The sequence below is a fragment of the Romboutsia weinsteinii genome, from assembly GCF_002250835.2.
GTDB classification, from domain to species: Bacteria; Bacillota; Clostridia; order Peptostreptococcales; family Peptostreptococcaceae; genus Romboutsia_A; species Romboutsia_A weinsteinii.
Genome location: NZ_NOJY02000007.1, coordinates 36,698 through 49,676, shown reverse-complemented (window position 1 = coordinate 49,676; position 12,979 = coordinate 36,698). Strand labels below are relative to the sequence as shown.

The following is a 12,979-nucleotide window of genomic DNA, read 5'->3' as shown; positions in this document are numbered from 1 at the left end:
GGGGGTTACTATGAAGGTTAAAATAGCAAAAAATGCAGGCTTTTGCTTTGGAGTAAAAAGAGCAATGAAGATGGCATGGGATGAAGTAGAACAACATTCAGATAATATATATGCATTAGGACCTATTATCCATAATAAGCAGGCTGTTTCAAAATATGAAGAAAAAGGTCTTAAAACTGTGGAAGAAATAGAAAATATTCCTTCTCAAAACCATATGATAATAAGATCCCATGGTGTATCAGAGGAAATATATACAACTGCTAAAAATAAAGACATTAATGTTGTAGATACTACATGCCCATTCGTAAAAAAAATACATTACATTGTTAGAGACAACTATAATCAAGGTTATAATATAATAGTTATCGGAGATAAGAACCACCCTGAGGTAATAGGTATAAATGGATGGTGTAATAATTCTGCTATAATAATTAAGAATATTGAAGATCTAAACAGCATAGAATTAGATAGTTCTTATAAGTATTGTGTGGTAGCTCAAACTACAATTAATTTAGATTTGTATAAAAATATAGTAGAACAATTATCTCTTAAGCTTAATGATATTATTTTTAATAATACTATCTGTTCTGCTACAAAAGTTAGACAAGAAGCTGCTAAAGAGTTGTCTAATGAAGTAGATTGCATGATTGTTGTAGGAGGAAAACATAGTTCTAATACTCAAAAGTTAGTGCAAATATGTAAAGAGTATGTTCCTACATTTGCAATCGAAACTTGCGATGAATTAGCTATTGAAGATCTTAAAAGCTATAGTTTGATAGGTCTTACAGCTGGTGCATCTACTCCAGATTGGATTATAAAAGAAGTAATAGACTTTGTTGAATCATTATAATAATTTTTTATCATAAAAAGTGTGTAACTTCAATCATATTGAATTACACACTTTTTAATTTGTCAATTCATATTCTTTAATTTAGATATTAATTGACAATGATTATCGACTTCTGTATAATAACAGTATATTTTGTAAATGAAAATAGTTATCAATAGTTTTTCTATTTAAGTTAACTTTGATAACTGAATAAATGGAGGTAAAACTATGGAATTTTTTGTATCATCAGCAGAAGAAGCTTTTCTTCATGTTGGTTCTATGATTGGATTCTTTATACTCTTATTTGGGTATATAAACTATAAAACTAGTGGTAATATAACGAAAGCATTAACTAAAAATAAAAAACTACAACCTCTAATTGGTTCTTTGATCGGAGCTATTCCAGGTTGTGGTGGTAGCCTTGCGATAATGCCACTATATATAAGTGGAGATTTAAGTTTTGGTGCAGTTGTAGCTAGTTTAATATCTAGTATGGGAGATGCGGCATTTATACTTATTTCTGCTAATTTTAAAATGTATATATTTGTAACGATTATAGGTATTATTACAGGTATCATTACAGGTTATATTGTAGACCTTTATAATTTTGAAGTCAGATTCAATTTAAAAAGCAAAAATAAAAAGGCTCTAGCAAGGAGTACATCATCCAAAAATACTATGAATATGAAGGAAGGTAATAGCCATATAGCACATAATCATGGAAATATAAATTCTCTAGCATATACTATTACTCACGGATTAGGTTATAAAATTTATATTGCCATATTACTTATTGGTTTTATATTTATGATAATTGCCCACTCAGGCTTAGAGTATGAATGGATTGAAAGTATTCATGAGCTAGAGGAGTTAATAGCAAGTATTGGTATAGTATCATCTATTATCTATATGATTGCTTTTAAAAAGGTATTTAAGAACTCAAATATAAGAGAAGAAGAAAATAAGAAATTATCTCTAAGTGAAATGCTAATTCACTCTGTTGGAGAAATATCTTTTGTAATTGTGTGGATCTATTTCGCTTATCTTATATATGATTTAATTATTATATCAGTTGGTGGAGAACAAGTTATAGCAAATATGGTTTTAACTAGTGGTATAATAAGCGTTATTATAGGTGCTGCTTTAGGGTTGATACCAGGTTGTGGAGTACAAATAGTACTAATGTCATTTTATTTAAAAGGTGGAATTCCTTTAGGTGCGGTAATTGCAAATTCAATATCTCAAGATGGAGATGCACTTTTCCCATTACTTGCAATGGATAAAAAATCTTCTTTCTGGGCAGCTGTAGTAACAACAATACCAGCTATTGCTGTCGGAACTATTATTTATATATTATTTGGATAATAATATATAAATAATAGTTATAATTCTACATTTTGTGATAATATAACTAAAATTCAAAAAAATTTCTATAATTCATTGCATAATACGACGAATAATGTATAATTGTATTATCGTCAATGAATGGGGGATTTAAAATGAGAATTTTAGTTTTAGTGCTTTCAATAGTAACTGTTCTAATTACATCATTTAATATAGTTATCTCTTTAGACAAAGTTGAGGCTCAAAATACTAATATATCAAGTTCTGAAGAAGTTATCGAAAAAGAAAAGAATGAACATGAAGTAAGTGAATATATTGAAGGAGAGGCCCCTTTATATATTGATGGTATTGTTGTAGTTAATAAAGACTATGGACTTCCAAGAAATTTCAAATCAGACTTAGAAGAAGAGGCCTTACAGGCTGTAGATGACATCATTGCTGCTGCAAAAAAAGAAAATATTGCTATAAAGGTTAGAAGTGGATTTAGGTCTTATGATAATCAAGTTCAACTATTTAAGACCTACGCTAATAGAGACGGCTCATCAAAGGCAAATACTTATTCAGCACATGCTGGGTTTAGCGAACATCAGACAGGATTGGCTTTTGACTTTACAACAGGTAAAAGTAATAAATCTATAGGGGTTTGGTTTGATGATACAGCTCAAGCAAAGTGGCTTTATGAAAATGCATATAAGTTTGGATTTGTACTAAGATATCCAGAAGATAAAGATCACATAACTGGATATATGCACGAGTCATGGCACTATAGATATGTAGGAAAAGAGCATAGCAAAAACTTCAAAATGAATGACTTAACATTAGAAGAATACTTAGGGTTGTATGACGGAAGTTCTGATAATAATGAAGATGATGATTTAGATGATAACTTAGATGATTAAAAATAGAGGATAAACTCAATATGTTTATCCTCTATTTTTATATATAGAACTTATATATTTTCTTGTATAAATATTATGGAGTATATATAATTAATATTATTATAAAAGTATGGAATTATATTCAATATATAGATTATAATGTTAGTAAACTACTTAAGAAAGGTATGGTATGACTTGATAAAAAGAATAATAATTTTAATGATAACACTACTAGCTAGTGCTTTGTTTGCAATAGGATGTACAAAAGAACCTGACATAAATCTAGTTTCTCTTGACTTAATTGATATACCAATGATTAACAATAATAAAATTAAAGAAATAATAAGTGATAAAAACTTAGAAGATGGAGTATATATTATAGAAACTAATTCAAACAAGTATATTTATTTTAATGGTGTGAACAATTTATACAGCAATATATATTGTAACCTAGTTGACAATACTCTTGAAATCCATGCTGAGTCTAATACTAAACTAAATAATAAACAAGGTATATTATATATAATCAGTAGTCTTAATGAAGATATATTCGATGAAATAAATCTTAAAGTTAATAATAAAAGTGAGAATTTTAAAAATGTATATCGAATATAAATAATGTAAGTAATTTTATTATCAACATAATCTTACTTATAATACTATTTCAAATAGAGGTTATACTAATTGTATTCTACATCATATTAAAATATAAATTGGGGAGTGTTAAGCTCCTCAATTTTTGTATACGCAAATATAGGAGGGATAATATGACTAAGCAATTGAGGTGCTTTCTAATAATATTATTAATGTTTAGCACTATATTCTATGGTATCTCTATATTGATAACTCAATTACATATGTTAGACTTTGATAATCCTATTTTTATAAGTATATACGCAATAGCTGGATATTCTCCTGCCATATCAGCTATTATAACAATAGCATGTTACTATACTAAAAAAGAGTGTATAGAATTCTTTATTAAAGTAATTAATATTAAAATTAATATTTTGTATTATTTATATGCTTTAGTATGTATATTAATTTTATGGATACCGCCTTACGTAATTTCTGTAGTTAATGGAGGTAGTGAAGACATGCTATCCTTGCCATTATATTATATACTAATATTTGCACCGATGATGATATTTGCTGGAGGTATTGAAGAAATTGGATGGAGAGGTTTTTTACTGCCTAATTTATTAAAAAAGTTATCAGTAACTAAGAGTTCACTCCTTATTGGAATAATATGGAGTGTGTGGCATATACCTATGTGGTTTGTAATTGGATCACCCCAACAAAAACTAAATTTCATTACTTTTTTTATAAGCTGCATAGCATCGTCTCTCTTACTATCATTACTATATATAAAGACTAGAAGTGTGTGGATATGTATATTATTTCATGCCATGGATAATGCTTGTTTTCAAGTATTTACTTACTCAATAGATAGTAATTATATTACAGCAGTTTATTCAATATTAGTCATAGCTATTTGCTACTATGTATTATATAAATTAACTATAAAAAGTACTAAATATAATATCTGAAAGATTAATTAGAAATATATCCTTTTTATATTAATATATGTATATAAATCGACAAGAAATGAACATATTATTAGTAGTATCATATATTAATATAGGAGGGTTGTAAATGAATTATAGAAACTTATTTGAAGGCATAGATTCTTTAGTTAAATTAGAAAATAATCAATATGCTTTGCCTATTAACTTTGATAATGGTGCAACGACTCCACCACTAAAAAGTGTAGTAGACATTGTAAATAAAAATATACAAAACTATGGTCCGATTGCTAGAGGTCTTGGACAAAAAGGAGATTACTGCACTGAAGAATTTGAAGCCGCAAGAGACTATTTACTAGAATTTTTTAATCTGAAAAACTCTAATACACATACAGTAATATATACAAAGTCAACAACAGAAGGATTGAATTTACTATCTAAAGTTCTTATAAAAAATAAAGATGATATTGTATTAACAACTAGGATGGAACATCATGCTAATGACTTACCATGGAGGTATGCTGCAAGTGTAGAATATGTAGAAACAGATACACTTGGGAGAGTTAGGATAGAAGATATTGAAAGAAAGCTAATAAAGCACTGCGGTCATGTAAAATATGTAGCTATTACTGCAGCTTCAAATGTTACTGGGTATATAAATACTATAAATAAGATTGCACAAATCTGCCATAAATATGGAGCACAAATCATTGTAGATGGAGCACAAATTGTAGCTCATAGAGAAGTAAATATGTTAGGCCACAATAAAGAAGATCAAATAGATTTTCTAGTTTTTTCCGCCCACAAAGCATATGCTCCTTTTGGAAGTGGTGCTATTATAGGTCTTAAAGATGATTTAAATAGCAATAATCCATTTCTAAAAGGTGGAGGTTGCGTTAAGGGTGTTTTTGACTCATATGTTACTTGGGAAGAAGTGCCACATAGATTAGAAGCAGGTACACAAAACTTCTTTGGAGTAATCGCAATGGCAAAAGCACTAAAAGACTTGAAAGAAATTGGATTTAAAAATATTTCTGACCATGAAAATAACATCAAGAATCATATTCTAGGTGAAATTAATAAAATTAAAAATGTTATATGTTATGGTGATATTCAAAATACCGATGATAGACTAGGCGTAATAAGCTTTAATATTAAGAATAAAAATTATGAGGAAGTAGCTAGTTATTTTGCTAATAAATATGCTATTGCATTAAGATGTGGTAAATTTTGTGCTCATCCATATGTAGATAGGCTTATTGGCGTTACATCTAGCATTTCATATATTGATATATTAGATGATGATTGGAAGATAGGTATGATAAGAGCTAGTCTAGGTCTTTATAATACCATTGAGGAAGCAGATAAATTCTTAAATATACTAGAGCATATAGCAAATACTAATAATCAAATAATATAGGGAAATAAAGGAGTACAGTTAATAGACTTGTACTCCTTTATTTATTTGTAAAGCTAAAAACAGAATAAATTTAATTAAAAATGACTATAATCAAAATATATTATCAAATTTTATAATAAAATAATGCATATTATATTTAACACTTAGGTAGTAATGTGCATACTATAACCTAATAACCTAGAGGTTAACTTATTGTTTAAGGGGTGATTTAATGAATGAGGTAATAATAGTAGATAAATATTTAAGAAATTCAATAATAGAGATGTTAGAAATGCCCCGATCATTCAAAGGACCATTTTCACAAAAAGATTTATTATGTCTAGAAACACTAACAATAAATGATAAAAATATAGAAAGTATTTCAGGTCTAGAATATGCTACAAACTTGAAGTCGTTAAATCTTTCTAACAATAATATTATAGATATAACTCCAATATCAACATTAAAGAATTTAAGAATTTTAAATATATCGCATAATTATATAACAAATTTAGAGAGTTTATCTGGATTAAGCAATCTTACTTACTTAAATGTATCAGATAACCAGATAATGAATATAGATTCTTTAAATTCTCTTGGAGAATTAATTTATTTGAATATCTCTAATAATCAAATATGCAATTTAAGTAATTTAAGTGAATTATCAAAACTAATAAAATGCGATGCAATCAATCAAAGTATAGGTATTTTTACACAAAAAATAATAGAAAATGGCGGATTTACTATTTCATTAGATTTATTAAAAGATAGATATGGTAGTTCACCAAATATTAACTATATATCTGATAATGGACATTATGATATAGTAGATAATTCTGTGACATGGTTAAATTTAGTTAAATCTAAAGAATATAACTTTAAATTTAAAACATCAGAGGGATTTTCAGGTAATATATTTGTAAAAATAGATATTGTAAAAGGTAATAGAGTCATATCATGAAAAACTTATTATTAAATTTATAATTTACCCTATATAGATATATTATCTAGTAGGGTATCTTGTTGTCTAGTATAGAAAAATTAAATATATATGATAAATATGCACATATAGCACTCTAAGAACATTTGTTCTATAATGCGAAATATCATTATTTATAAAAATTATTAAGTAGCTTGGGAACATTTTACATATAATCTACATATTATTTATTAAGATTAAACCTATTATAATACTTCCCTACAGTAACTCTTAACATACGAGTTATCTAAGCATTTATAGATAAAAGCCATAAATTTATTGATGTAGGCAAAGTATATAAATAGTATCTTATCTAGGGTAGTCTAAGTAAAATTTTAGACTACCCTATTTTATTGTACTTTATTATTAACTCGTACATATAAATTATAGAGAAATAAATTTAAAGGTGGGGATGAAATTGAATAATATACTATCTAACTTGATAAAATCAGTCTTTACTAACCCAGTAACAGTAATATTTTTATTACTAATTATAGTATATACAGTATCTAAAGTTTTAGAGAATAGAAATCTTTATGATTTTATTCGTAGAGACTTAGATGATTTAAATGAAAACTATAAAAATAGTAGGGTATATGCAAATGTAAAAAGTAAGTATCAGATATACATGGATGAGAAAGATTATGCAGATATAAATGTGACATCTTTTATAGAAGAAATTGCTTCAAATCTAACCTATAAAAATAAGTACTTATTAGACGAGATAAAGAGCATAAAAAATGCTTCTTCAATCTGTATTTTGCTAGGGGTACTTGGTACGTTTGTAGGCCTATCAACAATGTTGTTGTCAGTAAATACTAAAGATATAATAAATTCACTTCCTGCTACAATTAGTAGCATGCAAACTGCGTTTACTACAAGTATTTTTGGTATAATTTCATCTTTGATTATAAACATGTGTATTAAACATCATAATTGTGAACATAATTTACTTCAACTAATGTTAAAACTTGAAAATTTACTTACTTCTGAGGTTACTAATAAAAAATCATCTATTATGGATACAAAGATAGAAGAAGTAAAAAGTACGATAAAGCAAATAAGTAAATCTATTGAAGCTATAGAAAGATTTGACAAAATTTCAAAAGACTTAAATGATTTCAACGATGAATTTATTAGTGGCATAGAAGCTTTAAAAGAGCTTCTAGAAGGTTCAGGAAACTCTATTAAGACATTTGATCAAAGTGTAAGAAAACTTGATAAACAGTTTAATATTTTAAATATAAAGTTTAATAAATTGTTTGATAAATATGATAATCAAGATGAGATAAATACAGAAATACTTTTAGAAATGAAAGAGACTTCTAAAAATATATATAATACAACAGAAAGTCAATTTAAAATACGAGATTATATAAAGAATTTAAATGCAATTTTTTCACTTTATGAAAGAAGTGCACAAGATCTACTACAAAAACTTATATCACATGAAGAAGAAGCTTTAATAAAGCAAAATAATATTAGTACTGAAAGTATTGAGCTCGAAAATACAGTCAAAGATCTATCATCAATAGTAAATCTTGCCTCATATGATATACAAAGCAAGTTAGATATGGTATTTAACTACATAGATCTATATAAAGAAGCTTCAAATATTAACAAATCAGAAATTGAATCTATTGATGATACAAATATGGAAGAAATTTATGAAATAGAAAAAGAAGATATCATACAAAACTCAAAGGATATTAGAAAAATTTATCCGCTATTAAAAGATATAAATGAGGATGATATAAATGATTAATAAATATAGAAGAACTGTTAATAAAGAGTTTGAAGAGAGCAGTTTCTGGCCAACATTTACAGATCTATTATCTACAGTGCTGATGGTAGTAATACTTATTTTATTTAGCTCAGAAAGTATTACAGGATCAGTTGAACAAGATTTGGCAAAAAATGTATCTAATTCAGTAGAAAAAGCATTAAAAGAGGATGGTTTACAGGTAGAGGTAAATAAAGATACTGGCCAAGTAACCTTTGGAGAAAAGACAATGTTTGACACTGATAGTTTTGAATTAAAACCTGAAGCTAAAGAAATTTTAAAAACCTTTATACCTAAGTATGTATCTGCTATATATAAAGATTATGGTGATAATATATCTAAAATAATAATTGAAGGTCATACAGATGATGTTGGCAGCTATATATATAATTTAGATTTATCACAAAAAAGAGCATATAGCGTAGCAGAGTTTATGGTAGGTGAGGAGATTGGGAATTATGAGTATAAAGACAAACTTACTAAGGATATAGTGGCCATAGGTAGATCTCAAGCTGAACTAATAAAAGATGCTAATGATAATGTTAATCGTGATGCCTCGAGAAGAGTAGAGATTAAATATGAAATTAAGATTAATTAACCTATAGCTCTATATAATCCCTATACAATACTGTATAGGGATTTCTATTATCAATATTTATTTATATATCTAAAATGTCAATATACCATTTAGAGTTAGAATTATTTTTGGTTAAAAAACACCAAGATTCATAAATTCCGCTCTGATCATATCGTGAACTATCTGAGTTATAGGAAACTTGATATTTAACCTTATATATTTTAACATTTCGCTCAGAAAATTCATTATTATATTTTGTATAGGCTGTTATTAAGCTTTCATCTTTTTCTTCAATGACTGAAATTAAAGATATATTGTTTAAATTATTAATTTCTAACTGAATATAACTAATATCTTGAGGATTATATAATAACTTAGAAATTGATTCTATGTCTTTTTCGTTTTTGTATTCAAAGTATTCATATATTACTTTTTCTGGATAATTATGTGATTTTGTTTGTGAATATACGGTTATGAAATAAGTAAATATAAGCATGGGAATAAGAATAAGAAGAGCTATACGTTGATTACCTCTAGTCAAAAAATTCCCCCCTTTCTAGGATAGGATTATTTTGGTATAATATAAATTCAAAGTATATCTATACTATATAGTATACTATAAATGACATTTAAAAATATCTAATTATCAGAAAGTTGATAATATCTTATCTAAAATAATTAGATAAGTATTCAAGGAGGAAGTAAAATGAGTAACACACCAACACCACATAACAATGCAAAAAAAGGAGATATCGCTGATACAGTCTTATTACCAGGAGATCCACTAAGAGCTAAATTTATAGCTGAAACATTCTTAGAAGATGTTGTACAATACAATACAGTTAGAGGGATGTTTGGTTATACAGGATACTATAAAGGTAGAAAAATATCAGTTCAAGGTTCAGGTATGGGTATGCCATCTATTGGAATATACTCTTATGAATTAATACATTTTTACGGAGTTAAAAACTTAGTAAGAATAGGTTCAGCTGGAGCTATAAATGAAAACTTAAAGTTACATGATGTTGTTATAGGTATGGGAGCATGTACTGATTCAAACTTTGCATATCAATATAACTTACCAGGGACTTTTGCACCAATAGCAAGCTATGAATTAATGCAAAATGCTATTAATGTAGCACATGAACAAGGAACAAAAGTTAATGTAGGTAATATATTATCTGCAGATGTTTTCTATAGTGATGCAGGACTTGATAACTTAGCCAAATGGAAAAAAATGGGCGTTCTTTGTGTAGAAATGGAAGCTGCAGCTCTTTATATGAATGCTGCAAGAGCAGGAGTTAATGCACTATGTATTCTTACTATATCAGACTGTCCATTCACAGGAGAGGAAACTACTTCTCATGATAGACAGGTTGCATTCACTAAAATGATGGAAATAGCATTAGAATTAGCTTAATTTATTATATAAATCAAATAAAAAAGATATGGCTTATAACCATATCTTTTTTATTTACCAGATTTTTTATTTAATAACTCTAAATACCCCTGTAACATGACCTATAATCTCTACGTCTGAATCATTTAAAATTATTGGTTCCATAAAATCATTTTCTGGCTGTAATCTTATACAATTGTCTTCTCTAAAAAATCTTTTTACAGTAGCAGAATCTTTATTAATAAGAGCTACAACTATTTGAGAATTAAGTGCAGTATTTTTCTTATCTACAATCACATAATCTCCGTCTAATATACCAGCATTAACCATACTGTCACCTTTAACTTTAAGTACAAAGTTATCAGTTCCTTTTACTAGGTTAACTGGTAATGGGATATATTCTTCAATGTTTTCCTCGGCAAGAATTGGTTCTCCAGCAGTTATACAACCAACTAAAGGTAAGTTAAGAATTTCTTGATTAATTCCGTCAATTTGTCCAAATCTTGTGCCATCTAAAACTTCTATTGCTCTAGGTTTAGTTGGGTCTCTTCTTATATAACCAAGTTTTTCAAGTTTGTTTAGATGAGAATGTACAGTAGAAGTAGATCTTAGTTCTACTGCGCTACATATTTCCCTTACTGAAGGTGGATATCCTTTTAGAGTAAGTTGTTCTTTAATGAACTCTAAAATTAAGACTTGCTTATTGCTTAAATCTAAGTACATATTTATCACTCGTTTCTAAACTAAATTTAAATACAAATATCTTATGGTATATATTGTATCATAATTTTATTCTTAACACAAACGTTTGTTCCGAATAATAAATTTTTAATTATTCTATTCATCATCATCTTCTATCCACTCAAAGTTATTTACAATGTCCCTTTTAACATTCTTTTTGTGTGCAGCGTATAACTGAGTAGTAGTCACATTGTCATGGTCTAGTAAGTTTTGTACATCATATATTGAAAATCCTGTTTGAATTAAAGAAGTAGCAGCTGTTGCTCTTAACTTATGAGGACTATATCCATTTCCTCTAGATGTTTCCATAGAAATTGAGGTATATTTCTTTACTAACTCTCTTATTGCTTTTGAAGTAAGTCTTTTATTTTGTAATGAAAGAAATAGAGCATCTTTGTTATCTTCACTAAGCATCTCACTTTGACATCTCTCATTAAATATGTAATCCTTAACCACTATTTCACATGTATGGTTAATCGGCATTAATACTTCTTTACCTCTTTTCCTATAAATCATAAATTCACCTCTTGAAAAGTTAAAAGAAGAAATATTAAGTTCTCGAAGCTCATTTAATCTAAGTCCATACGTTACAAATAGAGCTAATATAGCTTTATCTCGAAGCTTAGTTTTTCTCCAGTATACTTTTTCTTTATCAGTAAGACCTTCACCAGTTTCTACAGATTCTAACATCTTTGCAACTTCATCAATTTCAAGACGTTTTATAGCGTCTGGTTGGGGCTTAGGAAGCTTTATAGGATTAAAACCATCAGTTATATTATTATCTAATTGTTCATTCCTAAAAAGGAATTTAAAGAGAGTAGAGAGAGATGATTTTTTTCGTGCTAAAGCCCGGTTATTATTTTCAAATATCAAAGTATTTTTATCTGTATGTTTATAGTATCTGCTACAGTAATCCCCTAGAAATAAATTAACATCCCTTGCTTTTATATTATTAAATTCATCTATTGTTATATCTTTAGTATCTAGTGCATCAGTAAGGTCTTTAGTCTCAACTAGATAAGTACAAAAGAAGTGTATATCATCTAAGTATGCTAGCCTGCTAGAAACAGCTACTGAGCCTTTTAGGTAGATAAAGTAATCTTTCATAAACTTAGGAAGCTTATTTTCAACAGCTATGCATTTTTCTACAATTTCATTATCTCTTAAGACAATATTATCTGGCTTGTCAGACTTATTATGTATTTTTAATACTTTTTTATCATTACTCAAAACTTATACCTCCATCAAAGCTTAATAAAACTTTGTAATTACTTAATATACCAAATAGAATATCATATGAGTTTAACACTTTCAACTATTCCTAAAAATCTTGTATATTGCAATAAAACTAGGTCAATAATTACTAAATGTTAAACTTTATTCTTACTTTGATTATAAAAAGTTTAAATTCTGAGTTGTAAGAACAAATGTTTGTAGTAGGGATAAGTTTGTGTTACAATATTAATATAAGATCATAAAGTAAGTTAAAACTTATAAAAACTATAGATTTAAATAGGTATTTTA

At 27.4% G+C, this 12,979-nt stretch carries 13 protein-coding genes; 10 read left to right on the top strand and 3 right to left on the bottom strand.

All coding sequences use genetic code 11. From position 1 onward, the window contains the following. The first annotated feature begins 10 nt into the window (after positions 1-10). The 9 genes from CHL78_RS05485 (at position 11) to CHL78_RS05445 (ending at position 9,336) form a co-directional block, all read left to right on the top strand. The gene (locus tag CHL78_RS05485) at positions 11-850 is read left to right on the top strand and encodes a 4-hydroxy-3-methylbut-2-enyl diphosphate reductase (protein ID WP_094368644.1); all 840 of its coding nucleotides are present in this window, start codon (positions 11-13) and stop codon (positions 848-850) included. Positions 851-1,057: 207 nt separating this feature from the next. Then, on the top strand, positions 1,058-2,194 hold the full coding sequence (locus tag CHL78_RS05480) for a putative manganese transporter (protein ID WP_094368645.1): 1,137 nt from the start codon (positions 1,058-1,060) through the stop codon (positions 2,192-2,194). A 134-nt stretch (positions 2,195-2,328) separates the two neighbouring features. Beyond that, the gene (locus CHL78_RS05475; protein WP_158540639.1) at positions 2,329-3,072 is read left to right on the top strand and encodes a M15 family metallopeptidase; all 744 of its coding nucleotides are present in this window, start codon (positions 2,329-2,331) and stop codon (positions 3,070-3,072) included. A gap of 198 nt (positions 3,073-3,270) precedes the next feature. Continuing rightward, entirely contained in the window at positions 3,271-3,666 is a 396-nt protein-coding gene (locus CHL78_RS05470; protein ID WP_158540638.1) for a hypothetical protein, read from the top strand. 152 nt (positions 3,667-3,818) lie between these two features. Further along, positions 3,819-4,601: a CPBP family intramembrane glutamic endopeptidase gene (locus CHL78_RS05465; protein WP_094368648.1), complete on the top strand. Its 783-nt coding sequence runs from the start codon at positions 3,819-3,821 to the stop codon at positions 4,599-4,601. A 106-nt stretch (positions 4,602-4,707) separates the two neighbouring features. Then, positions 4,708-5,997 carry an aminotransferase class V-fold PLP-dependent enzyme gene (locus tag CHL78_RS05460; protein ID WP_094368649.1) on the top strand — a complete coding sequence of 430 codons (1,290 nt, stop codon included), beginning with the start codon at positions 4,708-4,710 and terminating at the stop codon, positions 5,995-5,997. Positions 5,998-6,208: 211 nt separating this feature from the next. Next, entirely contained in the window at positions 6,209-6,937 is a 729-nt protein-coding gene (locus tag CHL78_RS05455) for a leucine-rich repeat domain-containing protein (RefSeq protein WP_094368650.1), read from the top strand. Positions 6,938-7,373: 436 nt separating this feature from the next. Then, the gene (locus CHL78_RS05450) at positions 7,374-8,720 is read left to right on the top strand and encodes a MotA/TolQ/ExbB proton channel family protein (protein ID WP_116041234.1); all 1,347 of its coding nucleotides are present in this window, start codon (positions 7,374-7,376) and stop codon (positions 8,718-8,720) included. Further along, positions 8,713-9,336: an OmpA family protein gene (locus CHL78_RS05445; RefSeq protein ID WP_094368651.1), complete on the top strand. Its 624-nt coding sequence runs from the start codon at positions 8,713-8,715 to the stop codon at positions 9,334-9,336. The genes CHL78_RS05450 and CHL78_RS05445 overlap by 8 nt, the downstream gene beginning before the upstream one ends. Before the next feature lie 61 nt (positions 9,337-9,397). Here CHL78_RS05445 and CHL78_RS05440 read toward each other — a convergent pair whose 3' ends face one another. Continuing rightward, positions 9,398-9,856: a DUF4829 domain-containing protein gene (locus tag CHL78_RS05440; RefSeq protein ID WP_094368370.1), complete on the bottom strand. Its 459-nt coding sequence runs from the start codon at positions 9,854-9,856 to the stop codon at positions 9,398-9,400. Between the two features lie 165 nt (positions 9,857-10,021). Here CHL78_RS05440 and deoD point away from each other — a divergent pair, with 165 nt between their 5' ends. Further along, entirely contained in the window at positions 10,022-10,735 is a 714-nt protein-coding gene (deoD, locus tag CHL78_RS05435; RefSeq protein WP_094368369.1) for a purine-nucleoside phosphorylase, read from the top strand. A 66-nt stretch (positions 10,736-10,801) separates the two neighbouring features. Here the strand turns inward: deoD and lexA are convergent, their stop codons facing one another. Next, the gene (lexA, locus tag CHL78_RS05430; protein WP_094368368.1) at positions 10,802-11,437 is read right to left on the bottom strand and encodes a transcriptional repressor LexA; all 636 of its coding nucleotides are present in this window, start codon (positions 11,435-11,437) and stop codon (positions 10,802-10,804) included. 114 nt (positions 11,438-11,551) lie between these two features. Continuing rightward, the gene (locus CHL78_RS05425) at positions 11,552-12,685 is read right to left on the bottom strand and encodes a tyrosine-type recombinase/integrase (RefSeq protein WP_094368367.1); all 1,134 of its coding nucleotides are present in this window, start codon (positions 12,683-12,685) and stop codon (positions 11,552-11,554) included. Positions 12,686-12,979 lie beyond the last annotated feature (294 nt).